The following is a 17,462-nucleotide window of genomic DNA, read 5'->3' as shown; positions in this document are numbered from 1 at the left end:
CCCCTGTGACCCCTGTGACCCAGACGGCCCCGGTGACCAGCGCCTTCACCGCGTCCACCCGGCTCGGTGACGTCGTGCTCGCTCCCGTCGTGCCCGCCCACGACGCCGCGACGGTGCACTCCTGGCTGACGCACCCGGCGTCGGCGGCGTGGCACATGGGCGACCTCGGCGTCGACGACGTCCGGGACCATCTGGCCGGCCTCGCCGCGGACGACGCCCAGCACGGCTGGCTCGGCCGGCTCGACGGCGACCCCGTCGTCTACGTCGAGACCTACGACCCGGCCCGCGTGCTGCTCGCCGACGTCCACGCCGCCGCCCCTGGTGACGTCGGGATGCACCTGCTCGTGGCCCCGCCCCCCGACGACCCCGCCGCGCGGCGCCGCGGGCTGACCGACGCGGTGATGTCCGCCGTCGTGGGCTTCTGCCTGGCCGACCCGGCCGTGGGCGGTCGCGGGGGCGCTCGCGTCGTCGTCGAGCCCGACGTGGCGAACGCCCCGATCGCCGCGAAGAACGCTGCCGCGGGGTTCCGGGTGCTGCGCGAGGTCGAGGTGACCGACGGCGGGCACACCAAGACGGCGGCGCTGAGCGTGTGCACCCGGGCGGACTTCGCGGCCTCGCCGCTGGGCGGCGGCGTGCCGGCGGCCGCGCACCTGCGCGGCGACCTCGCCGGGCCCGCGCACCGGCACCTCGCGGCCAAGGCGCTCGCGGAGCTGGCGCACGAGCGGCTGTTCGCCCCGGTGCCGGACGGCCCCGAGGGTGCCGGGCGGTACCGCCTCGACCTCGACGGCGGCACCTACACCTTCGCCGCGCGGACGTTCGCGCTGGAGCACTGGGTCGTGGACCCGGCGTCGATCGTCCGCACCGGGCCCGACGGCGACGACTGCCCGGTGGACGTGCTGGACCTCGTCGTGGACCTGCAGCCCCGGCTCGGGATCCCGGACGACCTGCTCGCCGTCTACCTCGAGGAGCTGTCCAGCACGCTCGCCGCCGCGATGGCCAAGCGCGACCGCGAGCTCTCCGGGGCGACACCCGACGTGTCCCGCCTCGTCGCGGGGCTCACGGCACCGGCCGTCGGACGCGACGGCTCCGCGGGCGACGACCCGGGCGAGGAGCGCCGCCGGACCGCCGAGACGTACCAGGCCGTCGAGGGAGCCATGTCCGAGGGGCACCCGGGGTTCCTCGCGAACAACGGCCGGATCGGCTTCTCGCTGCCCGACTACGAGCGGTACGCGCCCGAGCGCGGCGGCCGGCTACGGCTGCAGTGGGTCGCCGCCCGGCGGGAGCACACGCACCTGGCGCTCGCGGCCGACCAGTCCGAGGCGGGGCTGTACGAGGACGAGCTGAGCGGGGCCGAGCGCGCGGCGTTCGCCGACCGCCTCGGGGCGCGGGGCCTCGACCCCGCTGACTACCGCTACCTGCCCGTCCATCCCTGGCAGGCCGAGCACCGGCTTCCGGTCACCTTCGCCGCCGACGTCGCGCGCGGCGACCTCGTCCCGCTCGGGCCCGGCGCCGACGAGTACACGCCCCAGCAGTCGATCCGCACGATGTTCAACCGGACCCGCCCCGGCCGGCACTACGTCAAGGTCGCCCTGGCGATCCAGAACATGGGGTTCCTGCGCGGGCTGTCGCCCGCCTACATGCGCGCCACGCCCGCGATCAACGACTGGGTGGCCGCGCTCGTGGACGGCGACGACACGCTGCGCGCCGCAGGGTTCGGCGTGCTGCGCGAGCTCGCCGCCGTCGGCTACACGGGTGACGTCTACCACCGCACCCCGCGCCCCAACCCGCACCGCAAGATGCTCGCCGCGCTGTGGCGCGAGTCCCCGCTGCCGCGCACGGCGCCGGGGGAGCGGCTGGCGACCATGGCATCGCTGCTGCACCGCGACGCCTCGGGCACCGCGCTGGCCACGGAGCTTGTCCGAGCCTCCGGCCTCGGCGCCGAGGCGTGGGTACAGGCGTACCTGGACGCCTACCTGTACCCGTTGGTGCACTGCCTGCGTGCCCACGACCTGGCCTTCATGCCGCACGGGGAGAACCTCGTGCTGGTGCTGCGCGACGGTGTGGTGCGCCGGGCGTTCATGAAGGACATCGGCGAGGAGGTCGCGGTGCTCTCGGACCGCGCCCTGCCGGAGCAGGTGGCCCGGGTCGCCGCGCCCGTGGACGACGCGGAGGCCGCGTTGGCGATCTTCACGGACGTCTTCGACGGGGTGCTGCGCCACCTGGCGGGGATCCTCGCCGTCGACGGCGTCCTGCGCGAGGACCGGTTCTGGGAGCTCGTCGCCGCGACGATCGACCGCCACCACGCCGAGCACCCGGACCTGGCCTCCGGCGTGGACCTGCGTGCCGCACGGTTCGCGCACTCGTGCCTCAACCGGCTGCAGCTGCGCAACACCCTGCAGATGGTGGACCTGGCCGACCAGTCGAGCTCGCTGCTGTACGCCGGGACGCTCGCGAACCCGGTGGCCCGCCCGTGAGGTTCGAGGTCTTCCGCGACACGTGGGGCGTGCCGCACGTCCGGGCCGCCGACGAGCGCGACCTCGCGTTCGGCCAGGGGTACGTGACCGCGCGCGACCGCGGCTGGCAGCTCGAGTCCGACCGCTGGCGCGCGGAGGGCCGGCTCGCGGCGCGGCTCGGGCCCGGCGGGCTGGGGTGGGACCGGTTCGCGGTCCGCGTCCGGCTGGCCGACACCGCCCGGCAGGTGCTCGCGGCGCTCGACGAGCCCGAGCGTGCCTGGCTGGCCGCCTACACCGCCGGGGTGAACGCCGGGCTGTCCGACGGCGGCCGCGACGTGCCGGAGATGGACGCGCTCGCGACCGACGGCGCGATGCCCGGCGAGCTCCCGCCGCACACCCCGTGGCCGGACTGGATGCCGCTCGGGGTGTTCCTCACGAACCACGTTCTGTTCGGCGCCTGGCCGCACCTGCTGTGGCGCGAGCACGTCGAGCACGCGCTCGGCCCCGGGCACGCCCTCGGCGCGATCCTCTCCGGCGCCGACGACGGTGCCGGGTCCGGGTCTAACGCCTGGGCGCTCGCGGGCACGCGGACCGCGTCCGGGAAGCCGCTGCTGGCCGGTGACCCGCATCGGCTGCTCGAGCTGCCGGGGCCTTACCAGCAGGTCCGTCTCGCCTGCGACGCCTACGACGTCGTCGGGCTCGCCTTCCCGGGGGTGCCGGGCGTCCTGCACTTCGCGCAGGCCCGACGGCCCGACGGCGGGACGACGGCGGAGGCCACGGGCGACGGCGAGGCCTCGGTCGCCTGGGGTATCACGAACGCGGTGGCCCACCAGGCCGAGCTGTTCGTCGAGACGCCGGAGACCCTCGCGGCGGCGGTCACGGGAACCGAGACGGTGCCGGTCCGGGGTGCGCCGTCGGTCGAGGTCTCCTGGGCCGAGACTCCGCGCGGTCCGCTGGTCACCGACCGGCACGCGCTGCGGTGGCCCGTGCGGGTGGACGCCGACCTCGGGGTCGCGTCCTGGCGTGCTCTGCAGCGCGCTCGCTGCGCCGCCGACGTCGCCGCGGCGTTCGCCGGCTGGGTCGAGCCGGTCAACCGGGTGCTGACGGCGGATTCGTCGGGCGCGGTGCTGAGCCTGACGGCCGGTCGGGTGCCCGACCGGCCGCGCGCGGAGCGGGTGCTGCCCCACGTCGTCGAGCCCGGGCGGACCGCCCTGCCTGCCTGGAGACCGCCGTCCGACCCCGTGCCGGTCGACGATGTGGCCGTCGACGCGAACGAGCGCCCGGAGACGTCGGCCCGGGTGCCCGACCTCGGGCTGACGTACGCCCCGCACCGCGCGGACCGGATCCGTGAGCTGCTCGCCGACGTGTCGCACGAGAGCCCCGACGGGCAGGCGAGGATCCACGGTGACGTCCGGGACCCCGGCGCCGCGGACCTGCTGCGCTGGCTGGACGGCGTCGCGGCCGAGGACGACGGCGTCGGGCCCGCGGCCGCGCGGTTGCGGTCCTGGGTGGCGGACGGTGCGCGGATGTCCGCGGACTCGGCCGACGCCGCGCTGTTCGCCGCGTGGCGCGACGTGCTGACGCGCCGGGCCGCGGACCACCCGGCGCTGGCGGCAGCGCGGGACCTGCCCGCGCTGCCTGAGGTGCTGGCCCCGTGGTTCGACGTGCGGGCCCGCGCGGGGCAGGTGCTCGGCGCCCTCCTCGCGGCGGGGGAGCCCGGCACGCCGGGCGACGGGCCGCGCCTGGACGCCCGTGCCGAGGCCGTGGCCGCCCTGCGCGACCTCGCGGCGTCCCGGACGGGCGACGCACGCCCTCCCTGGGGCGCGGTGCACCCCGTGCTGCCGCTGCACGCTCTGGCCGACGCCCCCGTCGACCCGGCACTGGTTCCTCAGGTACCTCGCGACCGACGGGCGCCCGTCGGGGGAGCCGTCGACACGGTGTGCTGCACCGGGTCGGTCCCCGGGGTCTCCGCCGCGTCCCGGCGAGGTGCGGTGGCGCGCTGGGTGTGGGACCTGTCCGACCGGCGTCGCAGCCGCTGGGGAGCGCCCTTCGGGGCGTCCGGGGACCCACGGTCGGAGCACTTCGCGGACCAGCACCCCGAGTGGGCGCAGGCGGGGACGCACGAGATCGAGACGGACTGGGCGCGCCTGCGCCGGGAGACCTGGGAAGGCGCATGGACGAGCGGCTGCTGACGGGAGCACCCGGCGAGGAGGTCTGGCACGACGGCGCCGGGACGGCCGTGCACATGCTCGACCCGGCGGCCGACGTCGACCTCCTGCACGCCTGGGTGACCCGGCCGGACGCGGGGTTCTTCGGGCTGGGGGAGCTCGGTCGCGACGAGCTGCGCGAGACCTACGAGTTCGTCGCCTCGCTGCCGACGCACCACGCCTACCTGGTCCGGGCGGCCGGGGAGCCGGTGGCACTCGTGCAGCTCTACCACCCTGAGGACGACCCGGTCGCGACCGCCTACGACGTCAGGCCGGGCGACGTAGGGGCGCACTTCTTCAAGGGCGCGGACCTCGACTGGTCGGTGGTCGGCGCGTCGCTGCTGGCGTTCGCCTTCGCCCGCCCGGCGGTGCGACGGATCGTGGTCGAGCCGGACGTGCGGAACCGCGCCGCGGTCGCCCGGACGGCGGCGATGGGGTTCGAGCTCGCCGGTCAGGTGCGCTTCGAGTCGCCGCACGGGCCCAAGGTCGCCCGGCTCGGGTTCCTCACGCGCGACCGGGCCGAGAGCCTCCTGGCCGCGTCGCGCTGAACCCGCCCGGGTGGCCGGCTACGGCTGCCCGGGCACCGGCGCCGGGCCCGTCGTCGTGCCGGGGACCAGCCCGACGGGCAGCGCGACCGACGTCGGTTCGTCGCCCGCGACCAGGTCGATCGCGGCGCGGCCGAGCCGCGTGCCCTTCTCCCGCAGCGGCTGGTGCACGCTGGTCAGCACGTCGGGGGAGAGCCACGGGAGATCGAGGCCGTCGAACCCGGCGATCGAGACCTCCTCGGGGATGCGCAGCCCGAGCTCGCGGGCGCCGATGACGGCCCCGGCCGCGAGGAGGTCGGAGTGCGCGACGATCGCCGTCGGGCGTTCGGAGGCCGGCACCCACGTGCCCAGGATCTCCGTGGCGGCGTCGCGGCCGTGCTCCACCAGCGAGGCCGGGGTCTCCCAGGTGATGACGGGTTCGACGACGTCACGGATGCCGGCCATGCGGTGCGCCGTCGGCGTGCGGTCCACGCGGGCGAGCCGCTCGGCGTCGACCGGGCCGGACCGTTCGCCGCGGCCCAGTGGCAACGCGATCTCCGCGATCCGGGTGTGCCCGAGGTCGAGCAGGTGACGCACGGCCTCCGCGGCGCCGGACCGGTCCTCGAGGGACACGAGCGGGGCGCCCTCGACGGCCCGCCCCTCACCGACGACGACGGGCACGTTGCGGCGCCGCAGGGCCGCGAGCGTCGGGTCGTCGCGCAGCACGCCCCACACGAGCACGGCCACGTCCATCGCGGCGGTCTCCAGCAGCGGGTCGACGGCCTCGTCCCCGAGGTCGACCCCGGGGATGAGCAGTACGCCGAGACCCTCCGTGCCCAGGACGTCCACCAGGCCGTCGAGCACCTGCACCGCGACGGGGTCGCGGAAGGCCCGGCCTGGATGGTCGCCGATGACGACCCCCACGATGCCGGACCGTCCCCGCCGCAGCTGGCGCCCCAACGGGTTGGGACCGGTGTAGCCGAGGTCGGCGGCGGCGGCGAGGACCTTGTCGCGGGTCTCCGGCGTGATGGGACCGGAGCCGGAGAAGGCGAGCGAGGCCGTCGAGACGGACACCCCGGCGCGCTCGGCGACCCGGGCGAGGGTGGGGCGGTTGCCCGGTGTGCGGCCCATGCAGCTCCTTCCCGGCCGGCGAGTGGCGACAGCCTACCGGCGCGACGCTGTCGAAACGATTTGACCGCGCAGGGAGCGGTCGTGGATCGTCAGTCCGTGAACACCCCCGCACCTCGCGGCGCGACCCCGCGCCCGCTGCGCTCCGCCGTCGTGGCGGTCTACGGCGTCTTCGTCGCCGCCGGCTTCGGCATGGCCACCTGGGCGTCCCGCATCCCCGCCGTCCGCGACGGTCTCGACTTCAGCGAGGCGCAGATGGGGGTGCTGCTGCTGACCGCGTCGATCGGCTCCATCACGGCGCTGCCGCTGTCCGGCATGATCGCCTCGCGCCTCGGCGCCGCCCGCACCGTCCTCGGCTTCGCCGTGCTCGCGGCGGTCGGGTTCACCCTCGCCACCGTCGCGATCGACGTCGACCTGCCCTGGCTCGTGCGCGGCGGGCTGTTCCTCGCCGGGATGGGCATGGGTGTGTGGGACGCCGCGATGAACCTCGAGGGCGCCGTCGTCGAGCAACGCCTCGGCAAGGCGATCATGCCGAGGTTCCACGCGGCCTTCTCCTTCGGCACGGTCGCGGGCGCGGGCGTCGGGGCGCTCGCCGCCTGGGCCCAGGTGCCCCTCACCGCGCACCTCATCGCTGTCGTCGTCGTCGACGCCACGGCCGTCGCCCTGTGCGTGCGAGCCTTCCTGCCCGCGCACGACGCCGGACCGGACGTCTCCACGGCGGGGGCGCAGGATGCCACGGCCGACCCGGCCACCGCCGTCGAACCCTCCCACGGCCACTCCGTCAAGGACACGCTGGCCACCTGGCGGGAGCCGCGCACGCTGCTCGTCGGGCTCATCGTGCTCGCCGCCGCGCTGACGGAGGGAGCCGCGAACGACTGGGTCGGTCTGGCCACCGTCGACGGGTTCGAGACCGGCGACGGGATGGGCGCGGTGGCGCTCGCGGTGTTCCTCGTCGCGATGACCGTCACCCGGCTGGTCGGCACCGAGATCATCGACCGGTACGGGCGCGTGCCGGTGCTGCGGGTCAGCGGCGTGGCCGCCCTGGTCGGGGTGTCGCTGTTCGCCCTGGTCCCGAATCTGCCGGTGGCGCTGGTCGGCGTCTTCCTGTGGGGCGCGGGCTCCGGGCTCGGGTTCCCGATGGGCATGTCGGCCGCCTCGGACGACCCGAGGCGTGCCGCCCTGCGCGTCGCCGTCGTCTCCACCATCGGGTACTCGGCGTTCTTCGTCGGTCCCGCGCTCATCGGGTTCCTCGCCCACTACACGGGCTACCGGCCGGCGCTGCTGGTCCTGGCCCTGCCCGTCGTCGTCGGGCTGTTCGTCGCGAGCGCGGCACGGCCGCCGCGCGCGTCTACGCTGGAGTCGTGAGCCAGACCGCTGCGAAGCCCGCCGAGGACGACCCGACGACCACCGCCGGGGAGCGCGCCGCCACCCCGAGCCTGTCGGAGCTGACGACCCTGCGCGTCGGCGGACCGGTCGACCGGTACGTCGAGGCGACCACCGAGACCGAGCTGATCGAGTCCGTGCGATCGGCCGACGACGCCGGGGCGCCGCTGCTCGTGGTGGGCGGCGGGTCGAACCTGCTCGTCGCGGACGAGGGGTTCGACGGGGTGGTGGTCCGCGACGTCCGCCAGGGCCTGGACGCCGACCTGTCGGCCGCCTGCGACGTCGAGGAGGGTGCCTGCGGCGGTGCGACGGTCACCCTGCCGGCCGGTCAGGACTGGGACGCGTTCGTCGCCCAGGCGGTGGCGAACGAGTGGGTGGGCGTCGAGGCGCTCTCCGGCATCCCCGGGACCATGGGCGCGGCGCCGGTGCAGAACATCGGTGCCTACGGCCAGGAGGTCGCCGGTGTCGTGGCGGCGGTCCGCACCTGGGACCGCGCCACGGGCCAGCGCCGCACGCTGACGCTGTCCGAGCTCGGGTTCGGGTACCGCACCAGCATCCTCAAGCGCACGATGCGCGGCACGGCGTCCGAGATCTGGTACCCGACCCCGCGGTACGTGGTGCTGGACGTCCGGCTGCAGATGCGCATGGGGTCGCTCTCGGCCCCGATCGGGTACGCCGAGCTGGCCCGGCGCCTCGGGGTCGAGGTCGGCCAGCGGGCTCCCTCGGCGGACGTCCGTGCCGCCGTGCTCGAGCTGCGCGGCGGCAAGGGGATGCTGCTCGACGGCGTCGGTGGAGCCGACGCGCCGGACCACGACCGCTGGTCGGCCGGCTCGTTCTTCACCAACCCCGTCCTGTCGGCCGAGGCTGCCGAGGCGCTGCCCGACGACGCGCCGCGCTTCCCGGTGCGCTCGGCGACGCCGACCACCACGACGGGACCCGCGCTGGGCGAGATCGACCCGTCGGTGGTCAAGACGTCCGCGGCGTGGCTCATCGAGCACGCGGGGTTCACCAAGGGCTTCGGGGTCGCGGGGGAGCACTCGCCGGCCCGGCTCTCGACGCGGCACACCCTCGCGCTGACGAACCGTGGCGGCGCGACGGCTCAGGACCTGGTGGCGCTCGCCCGCGCGGTGCGCGACGGCGTGCGCGACGAGTTCGGCATCGAGCTGGAGCCCGAACCGGTGCTGGTCGGCCTGGCCCTCTGACCCTCCCTCCCACGCTGTGGGTGCACGACACGCCGTGTCGTCGCTCGGTCCACCCGCGCGTCGTGCACCCACAGCGGGAAGGGGTCAGTAGACGATGACGGTCGTGCCCTGGGGCATGCCCCAGTCGTCCCAGAGCCAGTTCATCGCCGAGTTCGACACCCGGATGCACCCGTGCGAGGCGGGCCACGGCGGGATCGACGGCGACCCGTGCACGGCGATGCCGCCGGTGAAGTACTTCGGCCGGTACATCGCCCCGAGCTCCAGGGTCGACTCGTGCAGGTAGTCGCGCTCCATGTAGACCGCGAACGTCCCCCGCGGCGTCGACGCCCGGTAGCTGCGGCCCTTGGCCTCGAACGTCTCCCCGTTGCCCGACGACGCGTTGATGGTGCGGACCACGCGGCCGTCCTCCACGGCCAGCAGGAGCTGGCGGTCGAGGTCGATCTCGACGACCTTGCCCTGCGACGAGCGGGCCGTCGGGCGGGCGCCGTCCTGCAACGCCTGCCGGGTCTTCGGTCCGACGACGGCGTCGCGCCCCAGGCCCGCCGCCTTCTGCAGCGCCCACACGGCCTGCTGTGTCTGCGGGCCGAACGCCCCGTCGGCCTCGGGCAGGAAGTACCCGAGCTCGATGAGCCGCTCCTGCAGCACGCGCACCTTCTTCCCGGACGCGCCGTGCTCCGGGTAGGAGGGTTCCTCCTTCTGCTCGTCGGCGTCCTGTTCCGCCTGCTCGTCGGCAGGTGCGTCGTCGGCGTCCTCCTCCGGGGTGGGCGAGGGCTCCGGCGACGGCTCGTCGCTCGGCTCTGGGGACGGTGACGACGTCGGGCTCGTCGACGGTGCGGCCGACGGGCTCGCCGAGGGCGGAGAAGGGGTCGGCGTGGCACTCGGCGTGGCACTCGGCGTGGCGGTCGGCGCGTCGGAGGTCGCGGTCGCGGTCGCCGACGGCGTCGCCGGCGAGTCCGCCGCCGGCCCGGTCCCGCCGAGCTCGGCGAGGGCCGCACAGCCGGGCACCACCAGCAGCGTGAGCGCCACGGCGGCCGCGGTGGTCGCGCGGCGCAGCGAGGTCGTGGTCGTCATGATGGTGTCACCTCTCCCGGGACGGCCGCCGGCGGACCGTGCCCGCGATCGCGGATCCCTACCTTGCCGCGACCCGGGTCGCCCGGCGAGCCGACGGCGCCGATCGACACCGTCTCGTGACCTGATCTCCCCGCTCCGGGCATCCCGAATCTCCCCGCTCCGGGCATCCCGACCGGCAGGACGCGCGACGACCACGGACCGTTGGGGTGGATGAGAGAGCTCTCATCCGGTTCTCACCCACCGCACGCGGAGCCCCCGTGAGATGGGCGCATGACGGCTTCGACCACCGCCCGTGCGACCGACGACCGGCGTGAGCGCCAGGAGCTGCTGACCGGCCCGGTCGCCGGGGACGTCCTGGCGGCGGCGCTCGCGGCCGACGGCGCAGTGCTCGACGACTGGTGGGTCCGGGAGGTCTGGCCGCGCCCCGGCGCGGAGACGACGGTCGCCTACGACGTCGTCGCCCACCGTCGCCACGACGGTGCCGACCTGGTCGCACGAGAGCACCTGTACGCCACGGATGCCACGGACCGTGACCTCGGTCGCCGCCCGCAGGACGGGGTGCCGCAGCCTGTCGACGGCGTCGTCCGGCTCGACGGCGGGGCCCGGACCCTGCACGTGTGGAGCCACCCGCACGACCCCGCCCTGCCCGGCCTGGCGGTCGCCGCCGTCCCCGCCCGCATCGGTGGCCGTCTGGTCGCCGCGGGGATCCACGACGGCGTCCGGTCGCTCGAGACGGTGGCCTACCGGCCGCTGCGGCGAGCGGTGCTGCGGGCGCGGACGGACAGCTCGACGGTGTACGCCAAGGTCGTGCGTCCGGGCCGGACGGACGACCTCGTGCGCCGGCACGAGCTGTTCGACGACCTCCCGGACCTGGCCGCTCCGGCCGTGCTGGCCGCCGGTGCTGACGGAGTGGTGATCCTCGCCGAGCTGCCGGGACCGTCCCTCGCCGCACACCTGGCGAGCACCCCGGCCGGCCGCCAGGTGGACGCGTTCGACCCCGCGGAGCTCCTGCGTGTCACCGGCACCCTGCCGCCCGCGGGGGTCGCGATGCGTCGTCGCGCCCCGTGGGCCGACCGGCTGGACCGGTACATGACGGAGCTGACGGCCCGGCACGACGTCGACCGCCGTCGCCTGGGAGAGCTCGCCACCGCCATCACGTCCGCCCAGCAGGGTCGCGACCCGGGCCCCGTCGTGACGACTCACGGCGACCTGCACGCGGCGAACCTCGTGCTGGCCGACACGACGGCGGCCGACCCGATGGCGGCCGACCCGATGGCGGCCGACCCGACGGTGGTCGGCGTGCTGGACGTCGACACGCTCGGGCCCGGCCACCGCGTCGACGACCTGGCGTGCGCGGTCGCGCACCTGGCGGTGCTGCCCGACCTGGCACCGGGGACCTACGAGGGTGTGCCAGGTCTGGTCGACCGGTGCCTGGCCGTCTTCGGCGAGGCGGTGGACCCGGTGCTGCTGCGGGCCCGCGCTGCCGCCGTCGTCGTCTCCCTGGCCGTCGGAGCGCCCGGCGCGGCGCTCGCGGAGGCGTGGATCGGCGTCGCCGGACGGCTGCTGGGCGCCCGCCACGAATTCTGAGAGTGCTCTCACCGACGGCTCCTCGCCGTCTCACCCGGGCCGACGAGTCTGGGGTCATCAGGCAGCCGGAGGGCTGCACATCACGGACCGTTCGGTCCCTGCACGAAGGAGCTGGAACTCATGAAGGCACGCAACGTCTGGATCGTCAGCGGCGCCCTCGGAGCGGTCGCGCTCGGCACCACGGTCGCGGCGGCGCAGGGCACCTTCGACGCCCCGGCCGACGACGAGCTGTCCTCGGCCGTGACGGTCACCACGGACCGCTCGGCGGCTGAGGACGAGGCGACGCCCTCGCAGGCCGTGTCGCCGTCGCCGGCCGCCGTCCAGAACGGCACGTCGATCACCACGGTGACGGCCGGTTCCGTCGCGAGCGCCACGACCGCCCCCACCACGCAGACGGCGGGCTCCCCGGCCAGCCCGGTCTCGGCCACGAGCCCGGTGAGCCCGGTGACCCCCCAGTCCGCCCAGTCGGCCCAGTCGGCCCAGAGCGCCCAGTCGGCCCCCTCCGCCCCCTCGGCTGGCTGACGCCCGACCGAGCGGAAACGACAAGGAGGGCGAGGACGGCAGACGCCGCGCGGTCGTCAGGCGGAAAGCGCAGGTCGCGCAGCGACCGTGAGCGCGACCGCGCGGGGTCTGCCGTCCTCGCCCTCCGTCGTGCCCGCACAGGGCGTCGGGCGCGTCACGCCAACCGGTACCCCATCCCTCGCACCGTGACGAACCGCTCCGCACCGAGCTTGTTGCGCAGGTAGCGCACGTACACGTCGACGACGTTCGAGCCGGGGTCGAAGTCGTACCCCCACACCCGCGAGAGCAGCTGCTCACGGCTGAGCACCTGGCCGGGGTTGCGCAGGAACGCCTCGGCGAGCGCGAACTCGCGGGCCGACAGGTCGACCTCGACGTCTCCCGCGCGGGCCCGGCGGCTACGCAGGTCGAGGCTGAGGTCGCCGTGGCTGAGGACCGTGACCTCGCCGCCGGGCTCCGCCCGCAGGCGCAGCCGGATGCGGGCCAGGAGCTCCTCGAAGCGGAACGGCTTGGGCATGTAGTCGTCGGCCCCGCCCTCGAGCCCGGCGACGGTGTCCGAGACGGAGGTCCGGGCGGTCAGGATGATGACGGGCAGCGCGACCTTGGCCTCGCGGAGCCGCCGCAGCACGGTGAACCCGTCCTGGTCCGGCAGGCCGAGGTCGAGCACCAGCAGGTCGAAGTCGCCGGAGGCCGCGAGGTCGAACGCCTCACGGGCCGTGGCGACGGTGGTGCTCGCGTAGCCGGCGGACCGCAGGCCCTTGGCGACGAACGAGGCGATGCGGGACTCGTCCTCCGCGACGAGGATCTGGCTCACGGGTGGTTCCTTCCGTCGGACGGGGGCTCGAGCGCGGGGGCGGACGCCTCGGCGTCCACCGGCAGGTCGATGACGAACGTCGCGCCGCGGCCGGGGGCGGAGTCGACGGTGATCGTCCCGCCGTGACCGTCGACGATCGCGGCGACGATCGCGAGCCCGAGCCCGGACCCTTCGCGGCGGGCCTCGCCGTGGTCGCCGCGGGCGAACCGTTCGAAGATCCGGGCGGCGTCGTCGGGGGCGATGCCGACCCCTTCGTCACGGACCCACAGGTGCACGCGCGTGCCGTCGTCGGAGGCGCGCGAGCCGATCGCGATGGTGCTGCCGGGCGGGGAGAACTTCACGGCGTTGGCGGCGAGCTGCAGCCACGCCTGGGTCAGCCGCTGGGCGTCGGCGAGCGTGGTGGCGCCGGTGCGGGCGTCCACGAGCCAGCGGCGGTCGCCGAGGGTGCGGGCCTTGTCGTGCACGTCGTCGGTCAGGCGTCCGAGGTCGACGGGTGCGGGGCGGACGAAGTCGGGCTGGCCGACGGTGGCCAGCGTCACGAGGTCGTCGACGATGCGCCGCATCCGGTCGAGCTCGTCGAGCGTGAGGTCGCGGGTCTCGTCGGCGTCGACCGGGTCGTGGGGGTCCATGACTTCGAGGTGCCCGCGCACGATCGTCAGCGGGGTGCGTAGCTCGTGGCCGACGTCGTCGAGCAGGCGGCGCTGCGCCTCGAAGGACTCCTCGAGCCTGCCGAGCATCCCGTTGAAGGCGCGGGTGAGGTGGGTGAGGTCGTCGTTGCCCGACTCGGGGATGCGGGCAGACAGATCCGTCTCGCCGATCTGCTGCGCCGTGCGGGCCAGGAGCCGGATCGGGCGCAGGAGGCGACCGGCGACCAGCCAGCCGACGACGCCGGTGACCACGAGGGCGGCGAGCGCCACGAGGGCGTAGGTACGGAAGACCGCCTGGGTCTCGGCGTGCTGCGTGCTGCGGTCGTAGGCGAGGACGAGCGCGGCGGGTGCGGCGTCGGGCCCGGTGGGGCCGTCCGGCGCCGAGACGACGGGGACGACGACGGCGCGGTACTCGGTGGTCGCGGTCGGCACCAGGCGCAGGACCGGTCGGTCGGCGGAGACGAGGGGTGAGACGGCCTCGACGAACGCGGCGTCGTCCTCGAGGTGCACCGTGACCGCCTGCTGGCTGACGAGGGGGCTGCGGCCCTCGCGCAGGCCGATGACGCCCTCGTGCCGGGACGGGACGGTCAGCTGGATCGCGGCGACGACGACGTCCTCCGGCGAGGCGAAGGGCTCACCGGTCGCGGGGTTCACCCCGGAGGCCGCCAGCGCCTTGAGCTCGTCGACGTCCTGGACGAGGTCCGCGTCGATCCGGGCGTCGACCTGCTGGTAGGCCAGCAGGTACGCGGCGCTGCCGGCGAGGGTGAGGGCGAGCAGGGTGAGGGCGAGCAGGGCGGCCAGGATGCGCGTGCGGACGGTGAGCCCCCGGGCGGGTGCCGGGTCGACGGGGTGCGCCATCAGTCGTCACCGTCGTCATCGTCACCATCGTCACCATCGTCACCATCGTCACCATCGTCACCATCGTCACCATCGTCACCATCGTCACCATCGTCACCATCGTCATCACCGTCAGCGTCGTCGTCGCTCGCCGGGGGGACGGGCGCGACCACGCCGTCCTCGTCCCCGTCGTCGTCCCCGTCGCTGTCGGGCCCGGACGTCGGTGGGCCGGACGGCGTCGGTCTGGTGGTCGGCTCGGTGGACGGCGACGGTGCGGGGGAGACGACGACGACGTCCCCCACGTCGAGGTCCTCCGGCTCGCCGACCGTGGCGACGGCCGCACCGAGTCCGCCGGCCGCGACCGCCAGGCCCACGACCACCCACAGCAGCAGGCGGCGCGAGGAGGTCATGCGCAGATCATCCCGCGGTCCGATGAGACGAAGATGAGAGCCCGCGGGTCGGTGCTTCATCGGTCGGCACGTCGACCGGCCGGTCGGCCGGCTCGTCGGCCAGCCACGCGTCGACGCCGGTGAGCAGACGCTGCCGGGTGCTGTCGGACGCGCGCGAGCCGCGGATCGAGGCGCGCGCCAGGTCGGCGAGCTCGTCGTCCGTGAACCCGTGGACGGTCCGCGCCGTCTCGTACTGCGCCACGAGACGTGAACCGAAGAGCAGCGGGTCGTCCGCCCCGAGCGCCACCTGGGCGCCGGCGTCGACCAGCTCCCGCAGCGGGACGTCGTCGGCGCTCTCGTAGACGCCGAGGCTGACGTTGGACGCCGGGCAGACCTCGAGCGCCACCCCGGACTCGACGAGCGACGCGAGCAGCGTGGGGTCCTCGACGGACCGGATCCCGTGGCCGAGGCGGTCGGGGGCCAGCGCGCCGACGACCTCACGTACGTGGGCGGGGCCGAGCAGCTCGCCGCCGTGGGGGACGGACGCCAGCCCGGCACGCCGTGCGATGCGGAAGGCGTGCGCGAACTCGCCGGTGTCGCCCCGTCGTTCGTCGTTGCTCAGGCCGAAGCCGACCACCTCGCCCGGGCCGTCGCCGGCGTACCGGGCGGCCAGGCGGGCGAGCGTGCGGGCGTCGAGCGGGTGGCGCATACGCGAGGCGGCGACGACGACGGCGACCTCGACGCCGTGCCGGGCGCTCGCGGCGCGGGCCTCGTCCAGGACGATCTCGACGGCGGGGGTGATGCCGCCGACGAACGGCGCGTACGACGTCGGGTCGACCTGGATCTCGAGGCGCCCCGACCCCTCGGCCGCGTCGTCCGCGGCCGCCTCGTCGACCAGCCGGCGCATGTCCGCCTCCGAGCGCACGCAGTGCCGGGCGGCGTCGTAGAGGCGCTGGAACCGGAACCAGCCGCGCTCGTCGGCGGGCACCCGCAGGGCGACGCCGTCGGTGAGGGCGGAGGGCAGGCGCATCCCGTGCTCCTCGGACATCTCGCGCAGCGACGAGACCCGCAACGACCCCGTGAAGTGCAGGTGGAGATGGGCCTTGGGGAGCTTCGCCAGGTCACGCATCCGCTCAGTGTGGCACCGACGGACGGGGACGTCCCGGGACCGTGCCGCCCGGGTGACGCCCGTCGGGCCGGTGATGGTTCGACCCACGGCGCGGCTTCGCGTAGAGTTGTCCCTCGGTGGTTGACGGCCGCCATGCTGGACCGCGCCCACGGGAGCGAGCCGGGTGCCGTCAGGCACGAAGGGTAGTGGCGCAATTGGTAGCGCAGCGGTCTCCAAAACCGCAGGTTGCAGGTTCGAGTCCTGTCTACCCTGCCAGCGTGATCCCCCGCGGGGCCGCGCGCAGCGGGGCCATGCGACACGTATGACCCGGAACGCCAGGAGTCTGTGCCGTGGGTGCGTCGCCGGCAGGCGGCGTGGCTGCGGTGTGATCGCGAAACGGGGTAGGTCGAAGTGAGCGAGTCGCCGGCTGAGGCCGCTGGGACGCACGGTGCCGGAACGGGCAAGGAGCGTCGAGGCGTCTTCGGCCGCATCGCGCTGTTCATCCGTCAGGTCGTGGGAGAGCTCCGCAAGGTGGTCACCCCGACCCGGTCGGAGCTGATCAACTACACGATCGTCGTGATCGTGTTCGTCACGGTGGCGATGCTGTTCGTCACCGGGCTCGACCTCGTCGTCGGCCAGGGTGCCGGGTGGCTCTTCGGGAACTGATCCCGACCAGCCGCCGTACCGCCCGGGTCGCAACCCACATCCGAAGTCAGAAAGCAGGTTCGTTCGTGTCCCAGGATCCTCTGGAGCAGGCGGAGAACGTCGACCCCACGCAGCCCGACGCCCCCGGCGTCGAGGCCGACAACGACGTGCCCGGGACCGACGAGGAGACCGCGACCGCTGCTGACGACGCCGCGGACGCCCCGGACGCCGAGCCGGTCGAGACCGACGAGGCGGAGGGCGAGCCTGCCGAGGCAGACGTCACCGCCGAGATCGAGGACCCGGCCGAGGAGCTCCGGCGCACCCTGCGCGGGCAGTTCGGTGACTGGTTCGTCATCCACTCCTACGCCGGGTACGAGAACCGTGTGAAGGCCAACCTGGAGAACCGCATCCAGAGCCTGAACATGGAGGACTACATCTTCCAGGTCGAGGTGCCCATGGAGGAGGTGACCGAGATCAAGAACGCGCAGAAGAAGACCGTCCGCCGCGTCCGCATCCCCGGTTACGTCCTGGTGCGCATGGACCTCACCGACGAGTCGTGGGGCGCCGTCCGGCACACCCCGGGCGTGACCGGTTTCGTCGGGCACACCCACCAGCCCGTCCCGCTGTCGCTGGACGAGGTGTTCGGGATGCTCGCCCCCACCATGCTCGAGGAGACGCCCGCCAAGAAGGCGGCCGCCGGCGGTGGCGCCACCGGCGGGGGCGCCACCGCGCAGCCCTCCATCGAGGTCGACTTCGAGGTCGGCGAGTCGGTCACCGTCACGGACGGCCCGTTCGACACGCTGCCGGCCACGATCTCCGAGATCAACGCCGAGGCCCAGAAGCTCAAGGTCCTCGTCACCATCTTCGGCCGGGAGACCCCGGTCGAGCTGTCGTTCAACCAGGTCGCCAAGATCTGACCGGGGCGCCGGGACCCCGGCGCTCCGCGCG

15 protein-coding genes and 1 tRNA gene are annotated in these 17,462 nt (G+C 74.8%); 10 read left to right on the top strand and 6 right to left on the bottom strand.

All coding sequences use genetic code 11. The annotated features are described in order from the left end of the window. The first annotated feature begins 14 nt into the window (after positions 1 to 14). From AC3RJ8_RS13805 to AC3RJ8_RS13795, 3 genes are read left to right on the top strand one after another with little or no spacing between them, the layout of a single operon-like run. Positions 15 to 2,474 (top strand): GNAT family N-acetyltransferase, encoded by a 2,460-nt coding sequence (locus AC3RJ8_RS13805; protein ID WP_489713146.1) that lies wholly within the window; start codon positions 15 to 17, stop codon positions 2,472 to 2,474. Beyond that, the gene (locus AC3RJ8_RS13800) at positions 2,471 to 4,645 is read left to right on the top strand and encodes a penicillin acylase family protein (protein WP_489713145.1); all 2,175 of its coding nucleotides are present in this window, start codon (positions 2,471 to 2,473) and stop codon (positions 4,643 to 4,645) included. Before AC3RJ8_RS13805 ends, AC3RJ8_RS13800 begins: the two co-directional genes overlap by 4 nt. Further along, the gene (locus tag AC3RJ8_RS13795) at positions 4,627 to 5,208 is read left to right on the top strand and encodes a GNAT family N-acetyltransferase (protein ID WP_489713144.1); all 582 of its coding nucleotides are present in this window, start codon (positions 4,627 to 4,629) and stop codon (positions 5,206 to 5,208) included. Before AC3RJ8_RS13800 ends, AC3RJ8_RS13795 begins: the two co-directional genes overlap by 19 nt. 18 nt (positions 5,209 to 5,226) lie before the next feature. Here the strand turns inward: AC3RJ8_RS13795 and AC3RJ8_RS13790 are convergent, their stop codons facing one another. Then, on the bottom strand, positions 5,227 to 6,315 hold the full coding sequence (locus tag AC3RJ8_RS13790) for a LacI family DNA-binding transcriptional regulator (RefSeq protein WP_489713143.1): 1,089 nt from the start codon (positions 6,313 to 6,315) through the stop codon (positions 5,227 to 5,229). An 81-nt stretch (positions 6,316 to 6,396) separates the two neighbouring features. Between AC3RJ8_RS13790 and AC3RJ8_RS13785 the strand changes: the two genes are divergently transcribed. Both AC3RJ8_RS13785 and AC3RJ8_RS13780 read left to right on the top strand, forming a co-directional pair. Continuing rightward, positions 6,397 to 7,677 carry an MFS transporter gene (locus AC3RJ8_RS13785; protein WP_489713142.1) on the top strand — a complete coding sequence of 427 codons (1,281 nt, stop codon included), beginning with the start codon at positions 6,397 to 6,399 and terminating at the stop codon, positions 7,675 to 7,677. Then, complete coding sequence (locus tag AC3RJ8_RS13780; RefSeq protein ID WP_489713141.1) at positions 7,674 to 8,897, top strand: UDP-N-acetylmuramate dehydrogenase; 1,224 nt, start codon at positions 7,674 to 7,676, stop codon at positions 8,895 to 8,897. The genes AC3RJ8_RS13785 and AC3RJ8_RS13780 overlap by 4 nt, the downstream gene beginning before the upstream one ends. An 84-nt stretch (positions 8,898 to 8,981) precedes the next feature. Here the strand turns inward: AC3RJ8_RS13780 and AC3RJ8_RS13775 are convergent, their stop codons facing one another. After that, on the bottom strand, positions 8,982 to 9,968 hold the full coding sequence (locus tag AC3RJ8_RS13775) for a L,D-transpeptidase family protein (RefSeq protein ID WP_489713140.1): 987 nt from the start codon (positions 9,966 to 9,968) through the stop codon (positions 8,982 to 8,984). Positions 9,969 to 10,238: 270 nt separating this feature from the next. On the opposite strand from AC3RJ8_RS13775, the gene AC3RJ8_RS13770 reads away from it, so the two are divergent. Further along, on the top strand, positions 10,239 to 11,555 hold the full coding sequence (locus AC3RJ8_RS13770) for a phosphotransferase family protein (RefSeq protein ID WP_489713139.1): 1,317 nt from the start codon (positions 10,239 to 10,241) through the stop codon (positions 11,553 to 11,555). Positions 11,556 to 11,675: 120 nt separating this feature from the next. Continuing rightward, a complete protein-coding gene (locus AC3RJ8_RS13765; RefSeq protein ID WP_489713138.1) occupies positions 11,676 to 12,077 on the top strand; it encodes a hypothetical protein in 402 nt (133 codons plus the stop codon). Positions 12,078 to 12,231: 154 nt separating this feature from the next. On the opposite strand, the gene AC3RJ8_RS13760 is transcribed toward AC3RJ8_RS13765, so the two are convergent. The 4 genes from AC3RJ8_RS13760 to AC3RJ8_RS13745 are packed head-to-tail and all read right to left on the bottom strand — an operon-like array spanning position 12,232 to position 15,890. Next, positions 12,232 to 12,888: a response regulator transcription factor gene (locus tag AC3RJ8_RS13760; protein ID WP_489713137.1), complete on the bottom strand. Its 657-nt coding sequence runs from the start codon at positions 12,886 to 12,888 to the stop codon at positions 12,232 to 12,234. Then, positions 12,885 to 14,393 (bottom strand): sensor histidine kinase, encoded by a 1,509-nt coding sequence (locus AC3RJ8_RS13755; protein ID WP_489713136.1) that lies wholly within the window; start codon positions 14,391 to 14,393, stop codon positions 12,885 to 12,887. The genes AC3RJ8_RS13760 and AC3RJ8_RS13755 overlap by 4 nt, the downstream gene beginning before the upstream one ends. Beyond that, a complete protein-coding gene (locus AC3RJ8_RS13750) occupies positions 14,393 to 14,782 on the bottom strand; it encodes a hypothetical protein (RefSeq protein ID WP_489713135.1) in 390 nt (129 codons plus the stop codon). Before AC3RJ8_RS13750 ends, AC3RJ8_RS13755 begins: the two co-directional genes overlap by 1 nt. Positions 14,783 to 14,789: 7 nt before the next feature. Continuing rightward, on the bottom strand, positions 14,790 to 15,890 hold the full coding sequence (locus AC3RJ8_RS13745) for an adenosine deaminase (protein WP_489713134.1): 1,101 nt from the start codon (positions 15,888 to 15,890) through the stop codon (positions 14,790 to 14,792). Between the two features lie 179 nt (positions 15,891 to 16,069). On the opposite strand from AC3RJ8_RS13745, the gene AC3RJ8_RS13740 reads away from it, so the two are divergent. The 3 genes from AC3RJ8_RS13740 (at position 16,070) to nusG (ending at position 17,431) form a co-directional block, all read left to right on the top strand. Then, positions 16,070 to 16,145, top strand: a tRNA-Trp gene (locus tag AC3RJ8_RS13740). A 135-nt stretch (positions 16,146 to 16,280) separates the two neighbouring features. Continuing rightward, positions 16,281 to 16,535, top strand: coding sequence for a preprotein translocase subunit SecE (secE, locus tag AC3RJ8_RS13735; RefSeq protein ID WP_407318987.1), 255 nt, complete (start codon positions 16,281 to 16,283; stop codon positions 16,533 to 16,535). Between the two features lie 65 nt (positions 16,536 to 16,600). Continuing rightward, positions 16,601 to 17,431 (top strand): transcription termination/antitermination protein NusG, encoded by an 831-nt coding sequence (gene nusG, locus AC3RJ8_RS13730; protein ID WP_489713133.1) that lies wholly within the window; start codon positions 16,601 to 16,603, stop codon positions 17,429 to 17,431. Positions 17,432 to 17,462 lie beyond the last annotated feature (31 nt).

The sequence above is a fragment of the Isoptericola sp. MSGPD8_1_ISO-PGPR-S23-394 genome (genome assembly GCF_058072785.1).
This window is presented reverse-complemented; position numbering and strand designations above follow the sequence as displayed.

Excerpts from the sequence above, each read along its gene's own strand:
- AC3RJ8_RS13745 (WP_489713134.1), bottom strand. The coding sequence starts at position 15,890 with ATGCGTGACCTGGCGAAGCTCCCCAAGGCCCATCTCCACCTGCACTTC.
- AC3RJ8_RS13795 (WP_489713144.1), top strand. The coding sequence starts at position 4,627 with ATGGACGAGCGGCTGCTGACGGGAGCACCCGGCGAGGAGGTCTGGCAC.
- AC3RJ8_RS13750 (WP_489713135.1), bottom strand. The coding sequence starts at position 14,782 with ATGACCTCCTCGCGCCGCCTGCTGCTGTGGGTGGTCGTGGGCCTGGCG.
- AC3RJ8_RS13765 (WP_489713138.1), top strand. The coding sequence starts at position 11,676 with ATGAAGGCACGCAACGTCTGGATCGTCAGCGGCGCCCTCGGAGCGGTC.
- AC3RJ8_RS13755 (WP_489713136.1), bottom strand. The coding sequence starts at position 14,393 with ATGGCGCACCCCGTCGACCCGGCACCCGCCCGGGGGCTCACCGTCCGC.
- AC3RJ8_RS13775 (WP_489713140.1), bottom strand. The coding sequence starts at position 9,968 with ATGACGACCACGACCTCGCTGCGCCGCGCGACCACCGCGGCCGCCGTG.
- AC3RJ8_RS13790 (WP_489713143.1), bottom strand. The coding sequence starts at position 6,315 with ATGGGCCGCACACCGGGCAACCGCCCCACCCTCGCCCGGGTCGCCGAG.
- AC3RJ8_RS13770 (WP_489713139.1), top strand. The coding sequence starts at position 10,239 with ATGACGGCTTCGACCACCGCCCGTGCGACCGACGACCGGCGTGAGCGC.